At 40.5% G+C, this 25,713-nt stretch carries 22 protein-coding genes; 19 read left to right on the top strand and 3 right to left on the bottom strand.

The window, feature by feature from the left end:
• The first annotated feature begins 22 nt into the window (after positions 1-22).
• Together AACX68_RS08800 and AACX68_RS08795 are read left to right on the top strand one after the other, a co-directional pair.
• On the top strand, positions 23-598 hold the full coding sequence (locus AACX68_RS08800; RefSeq protein WP_228858911.1) for a DUF4291 domain-containing protein: 576 nt from the start codon (positions 23-25) through the stop codon (positions 596-598).
• Between the two features lie 47 nt (positions 599-645).
• Complete coding sequence (locus AACX68_RS08795; RefSeq protein WP_228858910.1) at positions 646-1,128, top strand: DUF3592 domain-containing protein; 483 nt, start codon at positions 646-648, stop codon at positions 1,126-1,128.
• A gap of 67 nt (positions 1,129-1,195) precedes the next feature.
• Here AACX68_RS08795 and AACX68_RS08790 read toward each other — a convergent pair whose 3' ends face one another.
• The 3 genes from AACX68_RS08790 to pdxR form a co-directional block, all read right to left on the bottom strand.
• Complete coding sequence (locus AACX68_RS08790; protein WP_228858909.1) at positions 1,196-2,050, bottom strand: SPFH domain-containing protein; 855 nt, start codon at positions 2,048-2,050, stop codon at positions 1,196-1,198.
• Positions 2,047-2,238: a hypothetical protein gene (locus AACX68_RS08785; protein ID WP_228858908.1), complete on the bottom strand. Its 192-nt coding sequence runs from the start codon at positions 2,236-2,238 to the stop codon at positions 2,047-2,049. The genes AACX68_RS08790 and AACX68_RS08785 overlap by 4 nt, the downstream gene beginning before the upstream one ends.
• A 440-nt stretch (positions 2,239-2,678) precedes the next feature.
• Positions 2,679-4,151 carry a MocR-like pyridoxine biosynthesis transcription factor PdxR gene (gene pdxR, locus AACX68_RS08780; RefSeq protein ID WP_228858907.1) on the bottom strand — a complete coding sequence of 491 codons (1,473 nt, stop codon included), beginning with the start codon at positions 4,149-4,151 and terminating at the stop codon, positions 2,679-2,681.
• A gap of 140 nt (positions 4,152-4,291) precedes the next feature.
• Between pdxR and AACX68_RS08775 the strand changes: the two genes are divergently transcribed.
• The 17 genes from AACX68_RS08775 to AACX68_RS08695 all read left to right on the top strand — a co-directional run bounded on the left by AACX68_RS08775 (position 4,292) and on the right by AACX68_RS08695 (position 25,583).
• Positions 4,292-4,750 (top strand): GNAT family N-acetyltransferase, encoded by a 459-nt coding sequence (locus AACX68_RS08775; protein ID WP_228858906.1) that lies wholly within the window; start codon positions 4,292-4,294, stop codon positions 4,748-4,750.
• A gap of 495 nt (positions 4,751-5,245) precedes the next feature.
• Positions 5,246-5,695, top strand: coding sequence for a phage tail protein (locus AACX68_RS08770; protein WP_228858905.1), 450 nt, complete (start codon positions 5,246-5,248; stop codon positions 5,693-5,695).
• A 38-nt stretch (positions 5,696-5,733) separates the two neighbouring features.
• A complete protein-coding gene (locus AACX68_RS08765; protein WP_228858904.1) occupies positions 5,734-6,804 on the top strand; it encodes a phage tail sheath family protein in 1,071 nt (356 codons plus the stop codon).
• Positions 6,805-6,829: 25 nt separating this feature from the next.
• Positions 6,830-8,221, top strand: a complete 1,392-nt coding sequence (locus tag AACX68_RS08760) for a phage tail sheath family protein (protein ID WP_228858903.1) — start codon at positions 6,830-6,832, stop codon at positions 8,219-8,221.
• 66 nt (positions 8,222-8,287) lie between these two features.
• A complete protein-coding gene (locus AACX68_RS08755; RefSeq protein ID WP_228858902.1) occupies positions 8,288-9,496 on the top strand; it encodes a phage tail sheath family protein in 1,209 nt (402 codons plus the stop codon).
• A gap of 15 nt (positions 9,497-9,511) precedes the next feature.
• Positions 9,512-9,970, top strand: a complete 459-nt coding sequence (locus AACX68_RS08750; RefSeq protein ID WP_228858901.1) for a phage tail protein — start codon at positions 9,512-9,514, stop codon at positions 9,968-9,970.
• Positions 9,967-10,149 (top strand): DUF5908 family protein, encoded by a 183-nt coding sequence (locus AACX68_RS08745; RefSeq protein ID WP_228858900.1) that lies wholly within the window; start codon positions 9,967-9,969, stop codon positions 10,147-10,149. The genes AACX68_RS08750 and AACX68_RS08745 overlap by 4 nt, the downstream gene beginning before the upstream one ends.
• Positions 10,146-10,832 carry a CIS tube protein gene (locus AACX68_RS08740; protein ID WP_228858899.1) on the top strand — a complete coding sequence of 229 codons (687 nt, stop codon included), beginning with the start codon at positions 10,146-10,148 and terminating at the stop codon, positions 10,830-10,832. Before AACX68_RS08745 ends, AACX68_RS08740 begins: the two co-directional genes overlap by 4 nt.
• Positions 10,832-12,331: a phage baseplate assembly protein V gene (locus AACX68_RS08735; protein ID WP_228858898.1), complete on the top strand. Its 1,500-nt coding sequence runs from the start codon at positions 10,832-10,834 to the stop codon at positions 12,329-12,331. Before AACX68_RS08740 ends, AACX68_RS08735 begins: the two co-directional genes overlap by 1 nt.
• 10 nt (positions 12,332-12,341) lie before the next feature.
• A complete protein-coding gene (locus AACX68_RS08730) occupies positions 12,342-12,764 on the top strand; it encodes a GPW/gp25 family protein (protein WP_228858897.1) in 423 nt (140 codons plus the stop codon).
• The gene (locus AACX68_RS08725) at positions 12,761-13,186 is read left to right on the top strand and encodes a hypothetical protein (protein WP_228858896.1); all 426 of its coding nucleotides are present in this window, start codon (positions 12,761-12,763) and stop codon (positions 13,184-13,186) included. The genes AACX68_RS08730 and AACX68_RS08725 overlap by 4 nt, the downstream gene beginning before the upstream one ends.
• Before the next feature lie 248 nt (positions 13,187-13,434).
• Complete coding sequence (locus tag AACX68_RS08720; RefSeq protein WP_228858895.1) at positions 13,435-15,615, top strand: hypothetical protein; 2,181 nt, start codon at positions 13,435-13,437, stop codon at positions 15,613-15,615.
• 16 nt (positions 15,616-15,631) lie between these two features.
• Positions 15,632-18,541, top strand: a complete 2,910-nt coding sequence (locus tag AACX68_RS08715; RefSeq protein WP_228858894.1) for a hypothetical protein — start codon at positions 15,632-15,634, stop codon at positions 18,539-18,541.
• Between the two features lie 50 nt (positions 18,542-18,591).
• Positions 18,592-19,860 (top strand): tail fiber protein, encoded by a 1,269-nt coding sequence (locus AACX68_RS08710; protein WP_228858893.1) that lies wholly within the window; start codon positions 18,592-18,594, stop codon positions 19,858-19,860.
• Between the two features lie 70 nt (positions 19,861-19,930).
• Positions 19,931-22,471, top strand: a complete 2,541-nt coding sequence (locus AACX68_RS08705; RefSeq protein ID WP_228858892.1) for a contractile injection system tape measure protein — start codon at positions 19,931-19,933, stop codon at positions 22,469-22,471.
• A gap of 35 nt (positions 22,472-22,506) precedes the next feature.
• A complete protein-coding gene (locus tag AACX68_RS08700) occupies positions 22,507-24,600 on the top strand; it encodes an ATP-binding protein (RefSeq protein WP_228858891.1) in 2,094 nt (697 codons plus the stop codon).
• 77 nt (positions 24,601-24,677) lie between these two features.
• Positions 24,678-25,583 carry a DUF4255 domain-containing protein gene (locus tag AACX68_RS08695; protein ID WP_228858890.1) on the top strand — a complete coding sequence of 302 codons (906 nt, stop codon included), beginning with the start codon at positions 24,678-24,680 and terminating at the stop codon, positions 25,581-25,583.
• Positions 25,584-25,713 lie beyond the last annotated feature (130 nt).

Here is a 25,713-nt window from a genome sequence, read left to right as displayed (position 1 = left end):
TAAAAGTAAAAATAGAGATAATATGTTTTCGTATAAAGATAATCCGATTCGAGCATTTTACACCGAACAATATATTCGGGTATATCAGGCATTTTCAGACTCAATTGCCGATAGCGCTATACAAAATAATACTTTCGTTTCTCCTCCTTTTAGTATGACACGCATGACATGGATCAAACCCTCATTCTTATGGATGATGTACCGATCCGGCTGGGGGATGAAAGACGAGGGTCAAAAACGCATTTTAGCAATTGATATTACCCATGAAGGATTTCGGGAAATTATCCAACAAGGTGTTATTAGCCACTATCATTCTGAATTCTCTGATTCAAGGGAAGTCTGGAAAAAGAAAGTACAACACAGTGATGTTGTTATTCAGTGGGATCCGGAACGGGATATCTCATTGAACAAATTAGAGCAGAGGACAATCCAGATCGGATTGCGAAATCAGGCTGTTGAAAACTATGTTAGTCATTGGATTAGTAATATCACTGATATCACCGACACAGTACATCACATCCATGAGTTGGTAAAAAATAATCAGTTGGATTTAGCCAAAGGTTTATTACCGGAAGAAAGAATTTATATTGAGCAATAAAGATAAATTTTTCCACAAAAGTGGATAATAAGGAATAGAAGAGATCTATGGAAACTAAATATAAAATTCTTTTAGGATTAGTGGCATTTGTTGGAGTTTTATTTCTTTTTGGTGCATTTCATTCTGCTAAATCGACAGTAGTGCTTATGTTGGATGGGGTGAAAACAACAGGGGTTGTAACAAAATTAGAGTTACATATCTCAAATTCAAATAAGTCTAAAGGAAAAAAAGAGAGCAAATATTATCATCCGGTTATTAATTTTACAACCGAAGAAGGTAAAGAAGTTCAATTCACCTCCTCTTCCGGAAGTAATCCAGCCAGCTATAACATTGGTGAAAAATTAGAGATTATCTATTTGAAAGATAATCCTGCTAATGCTCAATTAAATAATTTTTCTAGCCTTTATGGTATTGCTCTTATTTTTTCACTCTTTGGGTTTTTATTTTCTCTAATAGGCTTTTTCCCTCTGTTTAGAGCACGAAAAAGCAAAACAGTAAAACTATCGAAAAGAAGTAAGATCGTATCTTAATGTAATGAAAAGATTAGGAAATGCATCAAATTCAAAAGGCGCGAAAAGCGCCTTCTTTTTTTATTGATTATTTCTTTTTCTCTACCTGAAGGAATGGCATAGGAGCACCGCTGCCTAAATATTGAGGCATTACGCCATCCCATTTATTTACGGCTTCCAGTTGCAAAACTTCTGGGTTTTTACGCAGAGCTTCACCACGTAATGCGATGGCATCAGCTTCAGCCAGAGCTTTTAACCTGATGGATTCCGCCTGACCACGAGCCTCTTCAATCATTTTATCGGCTTCTGCTTTAGAGCGTTCAACTTCATTTTTGCGCATTTGCGCTTCTTGAACTGCTCTGTTTTTCTTATTGATTGCATCGATCACTTCATTTGGATAATCCATTTTACCAAGCCAGCTGACTTTTTGGATCTCAATACCTACAGGCTCCAATTGTTTACGCAAGTCAGTTGTTACTGACTCTAGTAATTGAGTTTTTCCACCGGAAGATAATTTATCAATATCCATTTTTGAGCCATGATTGATTAAAGAGTCAGCAATTAATTGGCGAATATTGCTATCTGTAATTTCTTTAACACCGGCTCGGTAAGTCTTAAATACTTCAATGACTTTATCTTCTACAACGCGATATTCTATGCCAACAGATGCGCTGACTGACATAGAATCAGAGGTTTGAAATAAAAACGGATCTTGATATTGGTGTAATTGCTTAAACAGAGGGAACAAATAAACTTCCTCGTTCCAACTTAGCCAATATTTTCCTGTACCTAACTTTTCGTTTTGTACTCCCTTATCTGAACCATACAAATCGACTTTGATCCCTACATTTCCGGCGGGTACCTTCGCCCGCTCACAACCAGCCAATCCGACCGCAATAAGTGAAACTAATATTGTTTTAATAAATCCCTTTCTAATACTCATTTATTTTTACTCCATTTTATTAGTTTTTTGATGGTGAAATAGAGGATGGCAGGCACCACAAATAAAATAATGATAATTGCTATAACTACAGATAAATCACTTTTAGCCGAAAATAGTGTTGGAGCGACACCAAAGACTAAAAATAAAGATAATAATATACTCGTTGTTATTAATAGATATTGCTTCATATTAATCTTCTCCATGATTAAGCGACTATATTTTTATACTTTTTTATCAATAAGTAAATGGAAAAATTAAATCCAGCTTATGTCATTCTTTTAAATTAAAAGAAATGGAGTTTAAAAAAAAGAAGCAACGATAGAGTGATAAGGTCAATCAAGTCTGATTGACCTTGAACATAAATATACACTTCGTCTTTCAGGTTGCCTCTTTGTTGGCTACGCTCGTTCACCCCAGTCACCGTTTTTATAAACATACGGTTATCTATGCTCCCGGGGATTCACTCCCTTGCCGCCGCGACGCATCTTGAAATCCATTGTGTATATCTAATGTCTTTGTCAGGCTACCCACGGCACTATGAAAATAGTTATTGCAGCAATACTGGCTGCCACATAGCCGATATTGATTAATCCTCACTCAGAAATCACTAACCCGCCAATGATTGCACCTAAACCAGTAATTTACTCAATCGCTTTATATTTTCATTAATTTCGGCTGGTGTATGGGCGGCGTAGCCGAAAAGAATCGCTTTATCAGAAAAGGAGTGAATACAGTAGCGTGATAATGGCTGAGCACCTAAACCTAATTGCCTGCATTTTGTAATAATCCCTTTTTCGGTAAAACCGTCTTTTAACCGGCACACCATATGGATGCCCGAATCAGTGATATTCACATCGAAAATATGAGGAAGGTATCGATTTATGGCATTAAATAATGCGGTTTGCCTTTCATAACATAATTTTCTGACGCGACGTACATGGCGCGCATAATGGCCTTCTTGTATGAAATGAGCTAATACTACCTGTTCCAGATAACCAGAGAGTGTATCGCTGTAATATTTCATCATCGTGAACGTATCAATTAATGCCTCTGGAACGACTAAAAAACCAATGCGTAAACCGGGGTACAGCATTTTTGAGAAGGTGCCGGCGTAAATGACCCGCTGAGTGGTATCCAATCCTTGCAGTGCCTGAATGGGCTTAGAAAAATAGCGGTACTCACTGTTATAGTCGTCTTCAAAAATCCATGCATTGTGTTGATTAGCCCAGTCAAGAAGCGCTAAACGCCGTGATAGTGCCAATGTAGTTCCCAGCGGGAATTGGTGGGAAGGGGAAGTATAAACTAACCTTGCATCGGAGTGATTGGCTGCGCCATAAGCAATATCCATCCCTTGTTCATCGGAAGGAATAGGCGCGATTTGTGCGCCCATCGAGGTGAATATGGCTCTGGCACTGTCATAACCGGGGTCATCTAACCAGACTTTATCATCAGGTTGTAATAATGCCTGAGCAGTTAAATTGATTGCCTGCTGAGTACCGTTAACAATAATAATTTGATCTTCGTGGCAATTTACACCGCGGGTCGAATGAACGTAATCAGCCAGCACTTTTTTTAGTAATGGATAGCCATCAGGTCGGTTAAATTGGCCAATTGCTTTTTTAGAGTGACGCCAGACTCTGCCGGTTAACCGTCCCCATAATTCATGAGGAAATTGATCCACACAACCGACACCAATATTAAATGTGGAAGATTGGCCATTCGTTAATGGTATTTTTTCCCAGAATGGTATCAGTCTATTTGCAGTAGCGCTGAGGTCTGGTGCTGAAATCACTTTTCTTTTCGGGTAATCAGGAGAAGGATTTGTTGTGATCAACTCATCCGGGATCGTGGTTGATACATAGGTTCCTGAACCTTTACGTGCTGTCAAATATCCTTCATCTATCAGGCGCTCAAAACCGGCAATCGCGGAATTACGTGAAATTGCCATCATTTCAGCCAGTGCTCTTGTGGATGGGATTTTGGTGTTTTCGGTGAGCCGACCATCAAGAATAGCATTTCTTATCGTGTGGTAAACCTGATCCTTAATGTAGCCATTATTTAAGAGTAAATGCGGAAACGGGGACTGTGGTTTGCACACCATGATAAAGTGGATCCTTAAATAATAATAAAAGTGTATCTTATTAAGTACCAAATGGAATTGTAATATTGCTCCGTCATTTCGTCATTATGATTTTTACGATCAAAATCAAATAGGATGGCTTTTATTTGAGAGGAGTTATCATGAGCAATGATTTATTACCGGTTACTGTTGAATTTGTTTCTCCTGAACATTATTCGCAATGGCTGGTTTATTGGCAGGCATATCAGGATTTTTATAAAGTTGATTTAGCGAAAAATATTACTGAAAAGACGTGGGCCAGATTTTTTGATGTAAAAGAACCCATGCACTGTGCGGTCGCATTAGAGAGCGGTAAAATTCTTGGCTTTGTTCATTATCTCTATCACCGTGCTACATGGTCTGAAACTGACTTTTGTTACCTTGAAGATCTCTTTGTTTCACCGGAATTCAGAGGGCGTCATATCGGTAAAAAGCTGATTGAATTTGTCCAACATGAAGCACAAAAACAACATTGTGGGCGGTTATACTGGCATACACATGAAACGAATCTGCGTGGTCAGCGCCTTTATAACTGGGTGGCTGAAAAGTCAGGCATGATTGAATACCGTATGCCATTGTAATTGGGTTTTGTTAAATAAATATGCCGATCTTCAGGATCGGTATTTTTCTTTAACAAAAGAAAAACAATTTGATGATTTAATAATTCAAATTCCTTCCTGGTTTAATTTCTCCATTCATTTTCGCCATACCTAAATTATTACACTCTAATTTCTATTTATGATTAATTTTATCTCTGGTTAATTTTTGATTAGTGTTTTCAATTTATTCATTAAATTATTTTTGATGGTTATTAAACGTTATTAAGTGCTACAAAAATTAATTTATTAATTCGGGAAGGTGAATTTGCATAAAAAGCAATTTGCATTATTGGCAATGTACTCAATATAAAATTTTCGGCACGATCAATGCCGATATAAAACTAACAACGCTACAAAAATTTTTCAGAAGAAAGTTTACTTTCATTTTGTGGCGGTAGCTTTATCTAAACAAATGCTTTTCTGCACCCTAAGTAATTTAATCAACCATAATCACTTTTATTTAAAAGAGAGGCTATTATGTCTACAAGTACGTCTCAAATTGCTGCTGAATATCCTATTCCTTCTTATCGTTTTGTTGTTTCTGTTGGCGGTGAACAGATTCCATTCAATAGCGTTTCAGGTCTGGATATTAATTATGAAACCATCGAATATCGTGACGGTGTAGGTAATTGGTTCAAAATGCCAGGTCAACATCAACCTATTAATATTACCCTGCGTAAAGGTGTTTTTCCGGGTAAAACTGAGTTATTTGACTGGATTAATTCTATCCAACTGAATCAAGTTGAGAAAAAAGATATTACCATTAGCTTAACCAATGATGCAGGTTCTGAATTATTAATGACCTGGAATGTCGCTAATGCTTTTCCTACTTCATTAACGTCTCCTTCCTTTGATGCCACCAGCAATGATATTGCCGTTCAGGAAATTACGCTGGCGGCTGATCGCGTCACTATGCAGGCTAATTGAGGCATTGATAGTTAATCATTCCATATAAGGGATTTTTTATGACAACAGTTACCAGCTACCCCGGCGTTTATATTGAAGAATTAAATAATCTGGCGCTATCTATATCCAGTAGTGCTACAGCCGTTCCTGTTTTTGCAGTGAATGAAAAAAATAATGTTATTGCCGAAAACACCGCATTCCGAATTAACTCCTGGATGGAATACCTTAATAAGGTATCAAACAAATTTGATGCAGAAGATAAATTATCAGTTTCTCTGCGGGCTTATTTTACTAATGGCGGAGGTTATTGTTATCTCATCAAGACCAGTAATTTAGAAAAAGTGGTTCCAACCTTAGATGATGTCACTTTGCTGGTTGCTGCGGGTGAAGATATTAAAACAGCCGCAGCAATTTTATGTCAGCCGGGAAAAGGATTATTTGCCATTTTTGATGGCCCTGAAGAAGCCTTGACTATCACGAATGTAGAAACCATCAAGAGTAAATATGACGCTACCGCGTTTGCCGCAGTTTACTACCCATGGCTGAAAGCGGATTGGGCAAAAATTACTATTCCACCGAGTGCGGTTATGGCTGGTGTTTATGCTTCCGTCGATCTCTCCCGCGGTGTATGGAAAGCCCCTGCCAATGTTGCATTAAAGGGCGGACTGGAACCGGCATTTTTGGTCACGGATGAAGTTCAGGGAGCATATAACGCTAAGCGTGCCATTAATATGATCCGCACTTTCAGTAATACCGGCACCACCGTTTGGGGAGCAAGGACGTTGGAAGACAGTGACAACTGGCGCTATGTCCCTGTGCGTCGTTTATTCAATACCATCGAGCGGGATGTTAAGCGCACCATGAGCTTTGCCATGTTTGAACCTAACAGCCAGCCAACGTGGGAACGTGTTAGAGCAGCAATCAATAATTATCTTTATAGCTTGTGGCAACAAGGCGGATTGGCGGGCACCAAAGAAGAGGAAGCCTATTTCGTGCAGATTGGCAAGGGAATTACGATGACAGAAGATCAAATTAATCAGGGACAAATGGTAGTCAAAGTCGGTCTGGCTGCTGTTCGACCTGCGGAATTTATCATCCTCCAGTTTACGCAAGATGTAGAACAGCGTTAATCATATTGATTGATAAGGAATTATCATGGTAGCTGATCTAAAAACGCCCGGCGTTTATATTGAAGAAGATGCTTCCCTTGCATTGTCTGTCAGCAACAGTCCCACAGCTGTGCCTGTTTTTATCGGTAAGTTTACCCCAAATACGGTAGAGCCAGTCCAGGCCTGTATCCGTATCAATAATTGGCTTGAATTTACTTCCGCTTTTTCTTTGGCACCAGTGACAGATGTTGTTATCAAATCAAGCCTCCCTTCTGATAGTGGAACAAAAAAAGAAGCCCAAGAAACACCTGAGGTTCAGATTCTCGCTGCTTCTGTTGCTGAAGGAGAAACCCAAAAATGGATCCACAGTATTGAGAGAATTAATCAATCTCTGGCCGTAGAAGCCCTGAGGCTCTATTTTCAAAATGGAGGAGGGAGCTGTTATATCTACCCATTAAACAATATTAATAACGAGTTGGCTTTGGCAGCTATTCCCGAATTAATTGAACAACAAGGGGATATCACTCTGCTGGTTTGTCCGGAAGCAGAATGGGATTACAAAAACAGAGTTTATGATGCAGCCAGTTCATTACTAAATGATAACAAAGTAGGCTATTTTCTGATTGCAGACAGCCCTGATGGTGAATCGATACCAAGTTCGGGAACTCGCACCAGAATTGCCGCTTATTATCCTCAGTTGGAAACTAACCTGACATTCTCTGCCTTGCCCGTTGATAAGAATGTGATTATCAGTGGATACGAGGATGAATCAGGTAAAGATAAACTGAAAAATCTGGATGAACTCAGGAAAAAAAATGAAACGCTGGCGCGGAATATTGATGCCAGATTAAAACAGGAACAACAACGCCAGCTTATTCTTCCTTCCAGCCCCGCCATTGCCGGAGTTTATTGCCAAACGGATAACCAGCGTGGTGTCTGGAAAGCACCTGCGAATGTTGCACTTACTGGTATCAAAGGACTGACTGATAAAGTTGACGATGCTCGGCAAGGAACCATGAATGACAAAGGCATTAATGTCATCCGATCATTTACCGGTCGTGGTTTTATGGTTTGGGGAGCCCGTACTTGTACGGAGGTTAACAACACCAGTTGGCGCTACATTCCTGTCCGTCGTCTGTTCAATTCTGTTGAGCGTGATATTCGTCAGGCACTGCGGGCTGTGTTATTTGAAACCAATAATCAACCGACCTGGATGCGTGCCAAGGCTGCCGTTGACCACTATCTTTATGCTCTCTGGCAAAAGAATGCGCTGATGGGAAATACCCCTGAAGAGGCTTATTTTGTCCATATCGGTCAGGATATCACTATGTCTGATGCGGATATCAAACAAGGCAAAATGATCATGAAAGTGGGTCTGGCCCCAGTACGACCGGCTGAATTTATCGTTCTGCAATTTACGCAGGATATTGTTCAGTAATCTCCGTGATTAAACATAAGGCACTGTATTGACAGTGCCTATCTCACCCAATTAAAGGAGATGATGATGGAAAGAATTCAACCGGGCGTAACATTAACAGAAAGTATCATTACCACAGGGCAACAGGAAATACCCAGTGCAGTGCCTGTATTTATTGGTTATACCAGCCGTAATCAACAACACGCAAAAACCGCAGTTCGTATCGACAATCTGGCGGAATATATCCGGCTCTTTGGCGACAACTATTTGATGGCATTTGCAGTCAGGCACTATTTCGATAATGGCGGGCAACAGGCTTTTGTTTTACCGCTGCAAGGAAATATACCTTCGGCAAACATCACCCAAACGGAAGCGGAAACCCTGATGGCAGCATTAAGCAGCAACGCGGTGCAAGAAGCCATTAGCGCAGAAACACAAATTACCCTGATTCTGGCACCGGATATCGCCCGCATGAATGACAATGTCATTGATGATCAACAAATTTTATCCAATTTGTGGTCTGAAGTCTGGATGGTATTGCTGCAATTGAGTCAGACCCGTTCTAATCTCTTTGTGCTGCTGGATGCGCCGGATGAGATAGAGCAGGCAAAGCAATGTCTGAAAGATCTCTCATCAGGATATCGTCAATGGGGTGCCGCCTATTGGCCTCGTCTGGAAACGACATATCAGGATATATCCGGCTCCAAAAATATTGTGCTCTCGCCTACCGCCGCTATCGCAGCACTTATTCAACATACGGATAGTGAAGTCGGTGTATGGAAAGCGCCCGCCAATATTGCTCTGTCTCAGGTTATCCGGCCGGTTAAGTCGTATCTTCAAGGAAGTGAACTATTTAACAGTAATGGGACTTCTCTCAATGTGATCCGCACTTTTCCCGGTAAAGGTATACGCGTATGGGGATGTCGTACTCTGGAAAACACAGATAACACGCCGTGGCGCTATCTGCAAACACGGCGCCTAGTTTCTTATGTCATCGCGCATTTGGCGCAATTGGCCCGTATGTACATCTTTGAGCCTAATAACGAACTGACATGGATGAAATGCAAAGGGCAAAGTTATAACTGGCTGCGACAACTATGGTTACAGGGAGGCTTGTACGGTTCACGTGAAGATGAAGCATTTACTGTGTTGTTAGGCGTAAATGAAACGATGACCGAAGAGGATATCCGAACAGGGAAAATGATCATGAAAGTCGCCTTAGCCGTGTTGTCTCCCGCCGAATTTATCGAAATCAGTTTGGTATTTGATACCCAAACGGGCGCGCTTTTATCTTAAAAAGGAAAGATCACAATGACCGATTTTTTCACTCCTGTGGTATCCCACCGTTTTATGGCGAGTTTTATTTTCAACGGTATTCCTGACCCACTGGATATCCGCTTTCAGCGTATTGCAGGCCTGAACCGGGAACTTCAGGTCACCCAGCACAGTCAAGGCGGTGAAAACGCCCGTAATAACTATCTGGCTGAAAAGATCCAGCACGGCACATTAACGCTGGAGCGTGGTGTGATGACAGTTTCTCCTTTGACCCTGATGTTTGACCGTGTGTTGCGTGGGGAAAATATCGCCTATGCGGATGTGGTGATTATGCTGTTAAACGAAAATTCATTGCCCTTGTCCAGCTGGATATTGAGCAATGCCTTACCGGTACGCTGGCAGACCAGCGATTTTGATGCGAACAGTAATGCCATTTTGGTGAATACCCTTGAACTGCGCTATCAGGATATTTGCTGGCTGGGAGTCAAAGTATGACAGTCGAAATCAGAGAATTAATTATTCAGGCAAAAGTGGTTTCATCAATGCCGCCAACCGGCTCAGAGCAACAAAGCTATTCGTTGGTTCAGGAAAGTCTGGATGAGGCGGCTTTAGTTGAAAAAATTAAACGTGAAGTGCTGGCTGCATTACGCGATGAGGAAAGGTGGCGCTCATGAGTTTAATTGAACGTGGTTTAGCAAAGCTGACCATTAACGCTTATAAAGACAGAGAGGGCAAAATACAGGCAGGTACCATTCAAGCTATGTATAACCCTGATTCCCTGCAACTGGATTACCAAACGGATTACCAACAATCTCTGGCAATTAATAGCGAAAAACAGAGCAGCATTTATGTACAGGCTAAGCCCGCAGGGTTATCCCTTGAGCTGATTTTTGACGGCACAATGCCGGACAATAAAATCCCTGTTGAAGCTCAGTTAATGCAACTCAAGCAGTTGTGCAGCGTGGATGCCACCAGTTATGAAACACAATTCCTGCAAATCAAATGGGGAAAAATGCGTTGGGAAAACCGCGGCTATTTTGCCGGCAGGGCAAAAAGTTTGTCTGTGAATTATACCTTGTTTGATCGTGATGCCACACCTTTGCGGGCACGGGTTATCCTGACACTGGTGGCGGATGAAAGTCTGGTTTTACAGGAGACAGAACAAAACCTGAAATCACCGGCGCAAATCGCTTTACGGGTACAGGATGGCGTTTCACTGGCTATGATGGCGGCCAGCACGGCATCGACGCTGTCTGGAGGTGTTGATTACCTGACACTGGCTTCGCAAAATAATCTGGATAATCTCAACGGGTTTGCACCGGGTGAGATATTGCAGGCCACCAGAGGAAATCCCTGATGAACCATCAACTGAAAATCATTGCCGATGGTCAGGAATTGTCCTTGCTGGCTGTCGTTGATGTCGATACCAACTTCTGCGTTAACAGCATCCCTTCTGCAACATTGAAGCTCAGTTTACCGGACAGGCCACTTTCTTTTTTCAGTCAGGCAGATGTACAGGCTGAATTGGCTCATTGTCAGACAGGGAAAACACTGCTTCTGGAATTGATTGAAGGGGGACAAAAATCAGTACTGTTTAACGGCCAGATTACCCGCAACTCACTAAAGATCAAAAATAAGCAATTATTGCTTACTTTGGTAGTCCGGCATCGACTACAACTGATGGCAGATACTCAGCATTCACAGTTGTTTAAAGCCAGTAACGAAAAAACTATTCTGAATACCTTGCTGAGTCAGGCGGGTATCAAGGCACGTTTTGATCAGATAGCCGCATTGGATCAAAAACATGAACAGATGGTGCAATTTCGTTGTTCCGACTGGCGTTTTCTGTTGTGTCGGCTACTGGCAACGGGTGTATGGTTGTTACCCACGATAGAAGGCGCTCAGCTTGTTCAACCTAATACCCTGAAATCCAACCCAACTCATATCCTGAAAAGTCGTGGAGATGAGGAAAAAGATATCCTCGTCAAAGATGCCAGCTGGCAATTTGATAACTATCTGAATCCTGCTTCGTTGGAAGTCAGTGGTTGGGATATCAATAAGCAACAAGAATTGTCAGGCGGGCGCTACAGCAGTATTGCGGTGGGGGAAGCGGCACTCTCTTCTGATCGGTCAGCGTTTTTAAATAAAACAAACTGGGACATTCGCTACAGCCGCCCGTTAACTACCCAAGAGAGTGGTCATCTGGCACAGGGGTTATTGCTGAATCAGCGAATTTCTGGGGTTACAGGCGACTTCCTGCTTAAAGGTAATGGGCGTTATCAGCTAGGTGACAACATTCAATTAACGGGGTTCGGTTCTCAATTGGATGGTACAGCAAGTATTACTGCGGTCCGCCATCATTTTAACCGACAAATTGATTGGGAAACGACGTTAAGCATTGGCTTGCAAAGGGAGTATCTGCCGATGCTTCCCGATGCGACTGAACTCCATATTGCGACTGTCGCAAAGTATCAGCAGGACAAAGCAGCCCTGAACCGTATTCCTATTATTCTGCCGGTACTGAATCGTCCGAATGAATTTTTATGGGCTCGATTGGGGAAACCTTACGCCAGCCACGAAAGCGGTTTCTGTTTTTATCCAGAACCCGGTGACGAAGTCATTGTCGGTTTTTTTGAACATGATCCGCGTTATCCGGTCATTCTGGGGGCAATGCACAACCCGAAAAATAAAGCGCCTTTAGAACCCAGCCAAGATAATCAGGAAAAAGCGCTGGTGGTGAAAAAAGAACTCACGCTGAAAGGGCAGACCATGAATGCCGAAATGAGCAAATCACTCAATATGTCAGGCAAGAACAGTGTTGAGATCAAAGGCAACAAAATTAATCTTACCCAGTGAAAGGTGAACAATGGAAAACCAAATACTGACACACCTCTATGGTCGTGGTTGGGCTTTTCCTCCCGCTTTTTCCCTTGAAGAAGGGGTGAAAATGGCAGAAGGAGCAGAAGATGTGCGCCAGAGTCTGCACATCCTGTTCAAAACTGAACCGGGGGAACGCTTAATGCGAGAAAATTATGGCTGCGGATTAAATGATTTTATGTTTGAAAATATTCGCAACGAATTATTTGCTGAAATTGAGTCCCATATTCATGACAGCGTATTGCGTTATGAGTCACGGGCGGATATTACCGAGATTCAGGTTCGTCAGTCGCCAAATAATAAAAGTACCTTACAAGTAAAGGTGATGTATCGCCTGCGGGGAAGCGATATCCATCAGCAGATTCAGGGGACACTGGCGCTGAGTGAAGGCCGAGGGATGGAGGTATCATGAGTGAATCTATTGTAACAGACGGTGATATTCTACAGTTTGAGCCTCAATTTGGGCATAGACAGGTAAAAGTTACCATCCCCGGCAAAATTAGGGGCACAGGTCATGCGCGGGTCAACGGTAAAAAAGTTTGTATTTTGGGGGATGAGAAACGGGTTACTGTTTCTGCAACTTATACCACAATAACGCATATGACACCGGGAATTGGCACTCTGACCATCAGTATGCTAGATATCAGCCAGCTGGCTCTTCAATATACCAGTGGTGCGGCCTTAATTATCAAAGGGAAAAAATTCATGGCGATATTTACGCCTAAATTCCCGGCCATAAATAATACAGTGATCCCACCACAACCAGATATTATGACACCTTCGTTAGGTACAGGAAGTTTTATTACTCAACAAAATTTTGCCACTGTAAATTAAGATATTGGCTGAACTTTATATATCTAAAATACAAATGGTATACACACAATGAATTTCAAGATGCGTCGCGGCGGCAAGCGAGTAAATCCCCGGGAACATAGATAACCGTATGTTTATAAAAACGGTGACTGGGGTGAATGAGCGTAGCCAACAAAGAGGCAACTTGAAAGACGAAGTATATAGAAAGTTAAATGGTGTGAATAATTAATATATTCACAAAAGAATCGCTGTGTCATACAGGTGATATCATGGAATTAACTGAGTTAAATAAAAAACTGTCAGATTTGGTGCCGATGAGCGACTTTAAATTAGATAGTCGAACCAGTTTGCAATTACTCCAATATATTGAAGAATACACTAAAATAATTCCTTTTAATGAAATCTCTGCTAAATCTTCTAATGAAGAAAATAAACATTGGAATGATTTTTTCTTTATGGCAAATAATACGCCAGAAAAACTTGCCGAATTATACCAAGGGAAAATGGAAGCCAATGGAAAATTATTACCTCATCAGGCTTTTCTATTGGCAATATTACGATTATTAGAAACACCGATATCTTTATTTAATGCTTTACCTGCAACTCACCGTAATCTCTATTATCGGGCATTGTTGGGATTATCTCCTCGTCCGGCACAATCTGACCAAGTCGCTTTATCTGTGGAACTGAATAGTACGGTCACAGAACAGCAGCTCACTAAAGGCACCTTATTTGAAGCAGGACAAGATGAACAGGGCAATCCCCTGCAATATGCGCTGGATACCAGTTTGCTGGCGAATCGTGGCTATATCAGTGAATTGTACTGGTTACGAAAAAAAGAAAAAAATCAGTGGGTAACCTCTGCGCCGTGGGATTCACAGACACAATCATCATTACCGTCTGGTGGAATACGATTATTCAGCGAAACTGATTCGGATAAAACTGTACAGGGTGGCGTGTTTATCACTTCGAAACTTCTGGCGATGGAAGAAGGAACAAGAGAGATAACGGTTACCTTTGAGAAGAATATTAATAGTCAATATTTAGCGGCACAAATCAGCAGTGGAAACCAATGGCTAGACTTGACTGCCAAGGGAAAAGGAACAGAAATCATACTGACTCTTTCAGATAAAGAGCCTGCAACCAGTGCGCCAGAAGATTTGGATAATCTTGTTTTTAAGGAACCGGTGCTCAGGCTACAGGGAAAAAACAGCCCACCATTGCCGACGATAACAGCCCTCAAGATACAAGGTATAGCTGAAGCTCCATTCCAGACATATTACCTTACCCCGTTTGGCTATGGCCCTGAGGTTGAACCACTGGAAGAACATCCCACATTATACCTTGGTATTACTGACATTGAGCCGGGGCAAAACGTATCGTTATATTGGAAATTAAAAGCACCACAGCAACCCGAAGACGTTTCCTGGTATTACCTGAATCAAAAGAATCAATGGATTGCATTGGATGCATGGGTGAATGATGAAACCCAACATCTGTATCAAGATGGCATCTGGCAAGTTGCCCTGCCGGCAGATGCTTCCAGGCAGGCCACCCAAATGCCAGCGGAGCGCTGTTGGTTAAAAGCTGTCGTGGCAATACCCACGCCTAAAGGCTCATGGGGGAAAAACCCGTGGTTATACGGCCTAATCTATAACGCGATGACAGCAACATTAGTGAACACCGATAGCATCAGTCGCAACCATTTCTTAGCGCCATTACCGGCAGGCACGATTCAACGCCCGGTTGCCCCCATCATTACAGTAGCTTCAGTCAACCAGCCTTGGGCATCATGGAATGGACGTGTACCGGAATCCTATAACGCCTTTTTTGAACGGGGAGCACAACACCTGTCCCACCGTAACCGGGCTTTAACCTGGGGCAATATGGCAACACTGCTAAAAGAGCGTTATGTCAGCATTTTTGATGTTAAATACCCCGGCAATGATGAACTCACCCGGGTACCCGCGTTAGAGAAGCAACAGCTGACGATCATTCCGGCTAACCGATACAACGACAGCGATGATCCTTTGCGTCCGGTGCTAAACCTGGCACGTCTGCAAGGAATGGCAAAGTGGTTACAGCAAAAAGGCTCTCTCTGGGCTGAGATTGAGATCAGTAATCCGAAATACGTCGATGTAAAAATCGATTACAACGTGATTTTCAGGCCAGAAGTTAACGAAGATTTTGGCTATCGCCAGCTACGACAGAAACTCAGTGAAACATATATGCCCTGGAGCGTCGATGAACAACGCCCCGTGATGTTGCATAACAGCATTAATTATTACCAGTTGCTGGCGACCATTCAACAGCAACCGCTGGTTGAGAGAATCACGAGTCTGACGCTGAGTCGGTCAGATGCGACTAAAGACAGTGATACCAACACATCAGTGGAAGCTAAAGATAATGAAGTGTTGATTTTAGTCTGGGAAGCGGGTGACAAGCTCTAATACTGAGGAAATAACTATGAGTAATCAAGATGTACTGTTTCACAAAGTGAAAGACGATATTCACTTTGATACCTTGCTGGAACAGGCTCATCAGGTCATTGAGCAACAGGCAGGAAAATTGTGGAGCGACACAGCGGAACACGATCCCGGAATAACTTTTTTGGAAGGGTTCAGCTATGGTGTGTCAGATCTGTCTTACCGTCATACACTTCCCTTAACAGACTTACTGACACCAGCCCCTAATAAGCAGCAACAGCAAGGCGGAATTTTTCCCGCTGAATTTGGCCCCCACAATACACTGACCTGTGGACCAATCACCAGCGATGATTATCGAAAAGCATTGCTGGATTTACATAGCAGTGACTGGGTAAAAGAAAAGCCAGAATCAGAACAGGATAAAGGGGATTTTCTGTTCCGTAATGTGCAATTAGTCCGTGAACCGGAAGCGCAACGCTATACCTATTGGTATGATGCCACTAAGAGGGAATATAGCTTTGTCAGTAGTCAGGATGCGAAAAAGTTTACGTTGCGGGGAAATTACTGGCTTTATCTGGAACCGACACGCCGTACTCAGGAAAATTTGAATAGTGCCATCCAACAATTAACCGATTTTTTGACCAAGAACCGCAATATTGGTGAATCTGTCAGTCAGATTATCTGGACAAAACCGGCTGATTTTCCGCTATTACTGGAGATTGAACTGGATGACGATGTGCAAAATGTCGCGGGTATTTTTGCTGCCGTCTATAGCGCAGCAGAACAGTATCTGATGCCTGAAGTGCAGCGTTTCAGTACGTTAGCGCTAAAAGAGGCGGGAATGCGCAATGACGAAATCTTTGAAGGGCCGCAATTAAAACATGGTTGGTGCCCTGAATTGCCGATAGCCCGTGATTACACTAGAAAACTCAACCTCAATCTTAGCCGACTGGTTAATAAGCTGCTTGAGATTAAGGGTGTTCAGAATGTGAATCGTCTTCGTCTGGATGACAGCTTTGACAAAACTTTGATTGAGCCGATTAACAAAGATAGCTGGTCATGGTCAATCAAAAAAGGTTATTACCCTCGTCTATGGGGGCAAAATCCGCTCCATCAATTGGCACAACATGATGGCCCTTTGCGGGTGATCACCAGAGGCGGGATTAGTGTTACAGCCGATGAAAATCAAATTCGGGCTAATTTACCCAATCCTCCCCTGATCCAAAATAAGCCTGTAGTACTACCTTACGGGCGGCACCGTGATGTGGGCAGCTATTATCCCGTCAGTGATACGTTGCCCGCTTGCTATGAATTACAGCAGCCTTTACCTAAAAGTGAGCCCTTATCTGAATGTGAGAATATTCAACGTCAGCGCCTGATACCACTTCATCAATTTATGCTGCCATTTGAACAGCTTTTGGCTTGTGGCTGTCAGCAAATTGCCATGCTGCCAAAATTACTGGCCTTTAAGCGTGAAGGATATGAAGTTTGGGGCGATCAATGGCCATTTAAGCCGGATTCTGTCAGTAATGATGCCCATCAGAATTATGCTCCGGCATTAAAGGAACTATTAAAACAAATTGCTCATGATAGCGATCATGAATTGGACATTGTTAATTACCTGCTCGGATACTTTGGCACCCAGCGGGCACCACGTACCTTTCTCACCGACATCAATGATTTTCGCGTTATGCAACAAGGTTATCTGGCTCAACAGCCGATATTAACTTATCACCGTGCCAATATTCGGATTGATCAGGTTTCATCGCTACAAAAGCGCATTGCTGCCCGTATCGGGTTAGGTGGTGAGCTGTTTAAACCAGAACCTGACCTGAGCAAACTGCCTTTTTATCTGGTGGAGCATCGGGCATTACTGCCCATCAAACCCAACAATCAGTTTGATAAAGAGCAGAAACCAGATTCAGTGACAGAAGAGAATCAAGCTAACCAGCATTATTTAATCATTCAGCAAGCAGGTATTAAGGGCAAACTGACTCAAGGGCAAGTGATCAATTTAGTCATCTATGAGGGTGAGCAGAATCAAAACCAATTTACGATATATAGTCAAATGATAGCCAAAGTCGGAGGAGATCAGTTTTGGCTGGATGTGGGTAATAGCACTCAATTGGAATACAATCTGGAACGGGTAATGACTGCTGCTAAAACAAAAAAATTGTTCTGGCAAAATAGCAGGGTCTGGATGGAAGATATGAGCTATCGTCTGGCCTACGCCAGCGACCAATCCCAAAATGGAAACCCATTACCTGAAAACCAGCGGCGTCTGTCCCGCACAGCACAGACTCCTTTTCCATCCCTGATTACGGTAGATAATGAAATTATCCTGACCAAAAAATTAGGGGCAGACAGTGTCACACAGGGATATGCGGATATATCAGAAAAACTGTATGCAAAAATTGTCAGCTTTGACCGCATCAAAGGTACCTTAGTTATTGAACGTCAGGATAATTCGACATTGAAATTTCCTGCTCCAGAAGAAGCATGGGAATACAGTTGGCATTTTTCAGGCGCGAAATATGAAACGACAGACCGTTTCTCATTTGTTATTAGTGTCGTGGTAAACAATGAATTAATTAAAATTTCCGGCGTTGATCCCTATAAATTGGAGGCGTGGATTAAAGAAACGATGCTTACTGAATTTCCTGCCCATATCTCCATGATTATTCACTGGATGGATCAGGAGGCCTTTTTAAATTTCGGCAATACTTATCAGCGTTGGCAAAATAATGGTGCTCCATTAGGAGATGCTGCATATTCTATTCTGGAAAAATTAACATTAGGTAAATTGCCAGCTTCTTTAAAAGGAATTGGAACAATGCGTATTGCTACGCCATATCAGAGAGAGGAAGTTGTCGGTAAAAATAATGATCAGTGGAATGCCGATAAAATAGTCCAGAATGAATTATTCTATGTTCCAAAAGAGAATAAATAAAAATACCTACCAGCAAAAAATCATATTCAATATATTTTATGGAGTTAACCATGAAAGAAATTATCTATTCCGCAAAAATACAAGATCAACAAATATCATCTAATGAAAAAGGTGTTGGCCCTGAAACTGATAAATTGAAATATAAATTTAAAGAAGGCAGCATTCCTTTACAAATTGATTTCAGCCAGTTAATTGATATTGCGGATATTGGGCGTAAAGCCTGTGGCCAGGCACCACAACAAAATGGCCCGGGAGCAGGATTAAAGCTGGGTGATGACGGTACGCTGAATTTAAAAATGGGAACTTTTGATCACAGAAATTCTGCTCCACTAATACTAGAAGAAGATATTTTATCTGTCAGGCTGGGTAGTGGCCTAACTAATAATAGAAGCGATGGAATATCTATTGGTCAGGGACATGGAATTACAGTTCATACAAATAGTATTGCGGTAAAAGTAGCTGCTAATAAAGGATTGGTTGTTGATGGCAATGGTATCGCCATAAAAACAGGCAGCGGAATAAAATTGAACTCAGACGGTGAATTAGAAGCGGCATCAGCAGATTCCAGCATCACAGTTGATAGCTCCGGCATAAAAGTTAAGGCCGGGAAGGGAATTAAAGTTGGTGATGGCTTGGAAGTCCATCTTCATACAGATGGTGGTATCGGTAATAGTTCGTCAGGTATCCGCGTTAAAACGGGGAATGGTATTAAGATAGATGATGATCGTATTACCATTGATCCTAATACTGTATTGCCAAAAGGTATGATTACCATGTTTTCAGGCTCAGCCATACCTCAAGGCTGGGCATTATGTGATGGTACTAAGGGAACACCGGATCTAATTGATCGATTTATACTTGGTGGAACCCTTGAAGACATCGGTGGAAAAAGTTCAAAGAGTGCAGCAGGGCAAAAAAATTCCAAATTTTTTATCGTCAATAGCAAAGAAAATGCAACGGAAATAATGGATGTCAGGGTAAATGAAACTAAATTAAATATAAAACAAATACCAAAGCATAAACACATACAAGGTGGAGGCTTCACACAAAATACAGGTTTAAGATATAGTGCAGTATTAAATAATGATCTGAATGATGAAATTAATAACAATGATCTTAGCGGCTATCGAATAATATATAATTCTACAGAAGAGCAGTGGATAAGAACGGTTAATTATGATCATTGGTGGCCTTACACCAGTTCAGTAGGCAGCTCAGAAGGCCATGGTCATACTGCATCTGCTACTCTTCCTAGCCATACACATCAAGTCAATACAGTATCACCTTACTATATTTTAGCATTTATTATGAAGCTATAAACATTTAACAATGGGCGTTAATATTTTTCGCCCATTAAAAATATTCACGAAATGTAAAGTGGCGACTATTGTGGAAAAGAATCACAAAATAAAATTCAACAACGTGATTGATAAATTATCAATTTCACTTGAAATAGAAAAACACCATAGTAATAAAATACTTAAAAAGTGTTCTGATCTATTTAAGCTAAAACTTCGTTACTTAATTGATGAGGACGTGGGGCAATGGTCATCACAGGATAATGATAATTCATTGGAAAAAATAGTTTTAAATCTTGGAGAAATTGATTTTGAAAATTTTGAACAACAGTTTATCTGGCGTCTGGAAAGAGAATTAAAAAATAAAACCAAAGAGTTAACAATAAATGTAAAGCACAATATAGATTGTGACCTATTTATTTCAGGAGAAATTTGCTCTGTAAGTAAGGATTTATCAAAATCTAAACCTAATTCTAGTGCATCCAGTACATTAAATTCAGGAGAATTCACACTAAATAACATTGATAACTATTTAAATCATGGTTACTGGGAATCATCGATTTTATGTCAACAGGTAAAAAATACTGAGTTCAGTTATTGGTTAATTGAAAATATTAGCCTGCACCCACAACAATGGCTCCCTATGTTAGCTACACACTGCTTACAACCTGCGGGATTAAACCGATTAATTCAAATTTGCCAACCAAATGTTCTTAGTTTACTAATAAAACTATTTTCTGAAGAAATAACATCCGAATTTATTAACTCGCAAACACAGATAACCATAGATAAAAAGGTGACGCCAGAAAAATTGAGTTTATCTGCTGAGTATTATCTGAAACAACAGGTGAAATATGAACATGCCGTAAAAAAAGAATTTATTTTACAAACCGAAAATAAACTGATATCGGAGAGAGAGTTTGTTGAAAATAATTTCAACTCATTAAAACAGGATAATAATGAAGTCTATACACAAACAGAAACGACACTAAACGTTAAAAACGAGATGATATCGGAGAGAGAGTTTGTTGAAAATAGTTTCAACTCATTAAAACAGGATAATAATGAAGTCTATACACAAACAGAAACGACACTAAACGTTAAAAACGAGATGATATCGGAGAGAAAGCTTGTTGAAAATAGTTTCAATTCATTAAAGTCGGATACTAATGAAATCAATACACAAACCGAAAAGACACTAGATGTTAAAAATAAGCTAACATCGGAGAGAAAGCTTGTTGAAAATAGTTTCAATTTATTAAAACCGGATAATAATGAAATCAATACACAAACCGAAAAGACACTAAATGTTAAAAATAAACTAATGACGGAGAGAGAGCTTGTTGATGATATTTTCAATTCATTAAAACCGGATAATAATGGAATCAATACACAAACCGAAAAGACACTAAATGTTAAAAACGAGCTGACATCGGAGAGAGGATTTATTGAAAGTAGTGTTGATTTATTAAAGCTGAATAATGATAAACTCCATATGCCAGCAGAAATGGAATTGAACGTTAAAGATAAGCTGGCATCGGAGAGAGAACTTGCTGATAATAATTTCAGTTCATTAAAACCGGATAATAATGGAATCCATACACAAACAGAAACGAAACTAAACGTCAAAAATAAGCTGACATCGGAGAAAAAACTTGTTGAAAATAGCACTCATTTGTTAAAGCCAGATAATAAAGAAATTTATATACCAGCAGAAAAGATACTAAATTTTAAAAACAAGCAGACATCGGAGAGAGAACAGGTTGAAAATAGTTTTAATTCATTAAAATCAAATAATAATAAAACCCATATACTAACAGAAAGAACATTACAAACTAAAATTAAGAAAATACCCACAGTAAATATCATTCAGGATGAGTGTAATCAATTAAAACAGACTCACAATGAAACCGAAATACAAATAGGTGCAGTATCGTCAATACCTCAACTTATACAAGCACAGTATCAATCAGCAGCTACACAACAGCATGATGGTTTGATAAAGAAGACAGTAAAACAAAATGATTCAATTTTAAAAAACAGGGAACAACACAGCGAATTATTGAAACCGGCTTCTTTAGCGAAAATTTCATCCATACAACCTAATACTGGGATTAAAACTTCATCAGCACAATCTGTTTTATCTATCAGCAATGCCGGTTGCATGATTTTATGGCCATTATTGCCAACATTTTTCCGCTCTTTTGATTTATTGGAGAAAAATCAATTTGTCAGTCTTGAAGCGCAAAGGAAAGCTGTCTGTTTACTTGATTGGCTGATTTGGGCCGAAGAGGAAATACCCGTGTGGCGGTTGACCCTCAATAAAATACTTTGTGGGTTACCCATGCATGATAACGCGCTATGGCTCACACCAGAGCCAGAACAGCAAACTGCCATCAACCAATGGCTGGAAAAAACCGTTGTACAACTTCCGGCCTGGAAAAAAATGGGCATAAATGATGTTCGGCATTTATTTTTGCAGCGTTCCGGGGAATTAAATGAATTAAACGGTTTAATAAATATCCATATTAGACCCGAAGTTTATGATGTGCTGATAAGTGAATGGCCGTGGCCAATCAATATCGCGCGCTTTAGCTGGTTGCAATACCCCATCACCATAACGTGGTTATAACAATCAAACACAGTAAATAGTCTGAGTAAGAATTTATGAATACAGCGTCTGTCTTCCCTAATTTATTCCAGCAAAATAACGATGCAAATTTAGCATTTTTATTTAGTCAACTGGAACGTATTGATCTTGTTCTTCAATACCATTGCCATTGTATATCAGGGCAGCAAGATGATCTCCTTGATGAATTTTTGTTAAGTGAAGAGGATATTATCGCCAGACTGGAGAATCCAATGGGTAAACCTCATTGGTTCAATGAGGATTGTCTGGTAATACCGCAAACTGTCAAGCCAGTGGCATCCCGACTAACTGATTTGGTCGATCGTTTTGAGCTGACTGATTTCGAAAGAGATGTTTTGCTGTTAGGTTTACTTCCCCATTTTGATAGCCGTTACTATCAACTTTTTGCATTAATTCAAGGAGAACAACAATCTCGATTTCCTTCTTTTACGCTGGCGTTGGAACTATTTTGTCACTCAATGACGGAGAAACAGGCACAGCAGGTCAGTTTTTTGCATAATTCCCCCCTGATTGGCTGCCAGCTATTATCCATTGATAGCCGTAAAAAAATGGCGTCCTGGATTCAGACTTCTTTTATCACAGATAACAGTGTGTATCATTTTTTACTTGGGCATCACTATATTCCGCCTGATTTAGAATATTATTGTGAGTGGCTAATGCCCGCAGAGAATGGCTATTATCCAGCCAAATTAAAGCAATTGCTTAATAATGTATTGTTATCTGACCACGATGATATTCGTCCGATTATCTTATTAAAGGGCATTACCGGTAGTGCCAGAGCTTATGCGGTTACCAATATCATGGCGTCAGAAGAACGACAAACGTTGATGGTGGATATCGCTAAATTGGCTGACAATGATGATAAAGCTTTGCTTTCGCGAATAAAGCATATTTTGCGGGAAATCCGTATGCGTGGCGCTTGTTTATTACTGCGAAATTTTTGCTTATTCGCCGAACAGAATAAACAGCTACTGGAGCCTCTTTCCGCTTTATTGCAGCAACCTGGATTAAGGGTGATTTGTTTAATTGAACCTTCTTCTCCGATGGTCTGGCTGAGAAAGTTATCAGTATTATTGGTCGAAATGCCGGTTCTGACTTCAAAGGAAAAAAACAATCTATTGACGGCACAATTGCCCAATCACTGTGCCAATAATATTGACGCAATAGCCTTAAGCCAGCGTTACACTTTTAATCCCGAAACTTTGCCATGGATTCTGGAAGAAGCTCAGTTTTATCAAAAACAGCGAGATCCTTTGGATATATTGCAGCAATGCGATATCCATAAGGCGCTCAATTTACGTGCCCAACAAAATTTTGGTCAATTGGCACAGCGGATAACGCCTAAACGTTCATTAAAAGATTTATTGGTCTCTGATGAGATTGCTCAACAAATACAGGAAATACTCACGGCCATTAAATATCGGGAACAAGTTCTGGCGGGAGGTTTTAAAGATAAAATTGGTTATGGCACCGGTATTAGTGCGTTGTTTTATGGTGATTCTGGGACAGGGAAAACGATGGCGGCAGAAGTGATTGCCAACTGTCTTGGTGTTGACTTAATAAAAGTGGATTTATCCACTGTGGTAAATAAATACATTGGTGAAACCGAGAAAAACTTATCCCGTATCTTCGATTTGGCAGAACAGGATGCCGGTGTTTTATTCTTTGATGAAGCGGATGCGCTGTTTGGTAAACGTAGTGAAACTAAAGATGCGCAAGACAGACATGCCAATATTGAAGTCTCTTATTTGTTGCAACGGCTGGAGAATTATCCGGGCTTGGTTATTTTATCCACCAATAATCGTAGCCATTTGGACAACGCCTTTAATCGCCGTTTTACTTTTATTACTCGCTTTACTTATCCGGATGAAGCTATCCGCAAGAAAATGTGGCAGGCAATCTGGCCTGAGAATATAAAAGTCGCTCAGGATGTGGATTTTGATAAATTAGCCCAACAAACAAGTGTCACAGGAGCCAATATTCGTAACATTGCTTTATTGTCTTCACTATTTTCCGTAGAGAACAAACATCACGAAGTTAATAATAATAACATTGAAACCGCATTATCACGAGAATTAGATAAAGTAGGTAGATTAACGTTTAAAAATTAATAGAAATAAACATAGATAAAAATTAAATGTATTAATGACCTGACCGTGTTCAAAATAATAAAATAAGAGGATTTTTTATGCTAAAAATGCAAACTGTTATTGACGTTAATAAAGCAATGAAGGGAATTCTGGAAAAGTATCTGGATAAAAAAGTGGCAATCCGTTTCGATCTGCCTGAATTAGATACCGTACAATCTGATGCAATGGTGAGTGTCTTTCTTTACGATATACATGAAGATCTACAGCTTCGCTCAACAGAATCCAGAGTGTTTAATGCCACCTCCGGGAGGTTATTACCGGGTTGGGTCAATATTAAATGTAATTATCTGATTACCTATTGGGAATCGGCTAAACCCGCAACTGATCCCAACAGCCCGGATAGTCAACCGGATAATCAGGCTATACGAGTTATGTCACAAGTCTTGAATGCATTGATTAATAACCGCCAATTGGCAGGCATTCCCGGCGCTTATACTCAGGTTGTACCACCGAAAGAAAGTTTAAATAGTTTAGGGAGTTTCTGGCAGTCACTGGGAAATCGCCCACGGCTTTCGCTGAATTATTCAGTGACAATACCGATTAGCCTCACCGATGAGCAGGATAAAGTGATACCGATAAATACCATTTCTTCAACTGTGGAACAAATTGCATCATTCAGTCAGGAAAAGATTGGTCATGCTTTGCGGGAGTTATTGATTATAGAACTACAAAGACAGCCAGTTGCGGAATCAGAAAATGAAGAGAATATTAGGCTGGCACTGAGCAAAATTGAACTATTAGCAATCAAAGAGGCTACGACTTCAAATAATTCAGCGGAAATTTCGGTATCTCTGTCTGTATCAGGAATTACCCATCAGAAATATCTACAAGGCATCAATAAAATCTTTGAATTCTGGTTAAATAATAACAAGATTATTACCACGGTCGATGATTATGGAATCTGTATTAAAAGTATAGAAAAAGATCATCTTTTCGGAATTTGATTTATTTTTATAACTTATGGAATGGCAAAGACTAACCAATTAAGAGTGATTTTCTGTATTTTTATGTGATCACATTGTTAATTACTCTGACTTAACGCTAATGATATTTAAATTTGATTTATGAATAATG

It is taken from the genome of Xenorhabdus sp. PB61.4 (assembly GCF_963894935.1).
In the GTDB taxonomy this organism is placed as follows: Bacteria; Pseudomonadota; Gammaproteobacteria; order Enterobacterales; family Enterobacteriaceae; genus Xenorhabdus; species Xenorhabdus stockiae.
Note: the sequence above shows the minus strand (reverse complement) of the source record. Positions and strands in the feature narration are given on the sequence as shown.

Bases quoted from the DNA above. Each gene is read 5' to 3' on its own strand.
- AACX68_RS08760 (WP_228858903.1), top strand. From the start codon at position 6,830: ATGGTAGCTGATCTAAAAACGCCCGGCGTTTATATTGAAGAAGATGCT.
- AACX68_RS08755 (WP_228858902.1), top strand. From the start codon at position 8,288: ATGGAAAGAATTCAACCGGGCGTAACATTAACAGAAAGTATCATTACC.
- AACX68_RS08785 (WP_228858908.1), bottom strand. From the start codon at position 2,238: ATGAAGCAATATCTATTAATAACAACGAGTATATTATTATCTTTATTT.
- AACX68_RS08725 (WP_228858896.1), top strand. From the start codon at position 12,761: ATGAGTGAATCTATTGTAACAGACGGTGATATTCTACAGTTTGAGCCT.
- AACX68_RS08790 (WP_228858909.1), bottom strand. From the start codon at position 2,050: ATGAGTATTAGAAAGGGATTTATTAAAACAATATTAGTTTCACTTATT.
- AACX68_RS08745 (WP_228858900.1), top strand. From the start codon at position 9,967: ATGACAGTCGAAATCAGAGAATTAATTATTCAGGCAAAAGTGGTTTCA.
- AACX68_RS08795 (WP_228858910.1), top strand. From the start codon at position 646: ATGGAAACTAAATATAAAATTCTTTTAGGATTAGTGGCATTTGTTGGA.
- AACX68_RS08775 (WP_228858906.1), top strand. From the start codon at position 4,292: ATGAGCAATGATTTATTACCGGTTACTGTTGAATTTGTTTCTCCTGAA.
- AACX68_RS08770 (WP_228858905.1), top strand. From the start codon at position 5,246: ATGTCTACAAGTACGTCTCAAATTGCTGCTGAATATCCTATTCCTTCT.
- AACX68_RS08800 (WP_228858911.1), top strand. From the start codon at position 23: ATGTTTTCGTATAAAGATAATCCGATTCGAGCATTTTACACCGAACAA.
- AACX68_RS08750 (WP_228858901.1), top strand. From the start codon at position 9,512: ATGACCGATTTTTTCACTCCTGTGGTATCCCACCGTTTTATGGCGAGT.
- AACX68_RS08695 (WP_228858890.1), top strand. From the start codon at position 24,678: ATGCTAAAAATGCAAACTGTTATTGACGTTAATAAAGCAATGAAGGGA.
- AACX68_RS08710 (WP_228858893.1), top strand. From the start codon at position 18,592: ATGAAAGAAATTATCTATTCCGCAAAAATACAAGATCAACAAATATCA.
- AACX68_RS08740 (WP_228858899.1), top strand. From the start codon at position 10,146: ATGAGTTTAATTGAACGTGGTTTAGCAAAGCTGACCATTAACGCTTAT.
- AACX68_RS08720 (WP_228858895.1), top strand. From the start codon at position 13,435: ATGGAATTAACTGAGTTAAATAAAAAACTGTCAGATTTGGTGCCGATG.
- pdxR (WP_228858907.1), bottom strand. From the start codon at position 4,151: ATGGTGTGCAAACCACAGTCCCCGTTTCCGCATTTACTCTTAAATAAT.
- AACX68_RS08715 (WP_228858894.1), top strand. From the start codon at position 15,632: ATGAGTAATCAAGATGTACTGTTTCACAAAGTGAAAGACGATATTCAC.
- AACX68_RS08735 (WP_228858898.1), top strand. From the start codon at position 10,832: ATGAACCATCAACTGAAAATCATTGCCGATGGTCAGGAATTGTCCTTG.
- AACX68_RS08730 (WP_228858897.1), top strand. From the start codon at position 12,342: ATGGAAAACCAAATACTGACACACCTCTATGGTCGTGGTTGGGCTTTT.
- AACX68_RS08700 (WP_228858891.1), top strand. From the start codon at position 22,507: ATGAATACAGCGTCTGTCTTCCCTAATTTATTCCAGCAAAATAACGAT.
- AACX68_RS08765 (WP_228858904.1), top strand. From the start codon at position 5,734: ATGACAACAGTTACCAGCTACCCCGGCGTTTATATTGAAGAATTAAAT.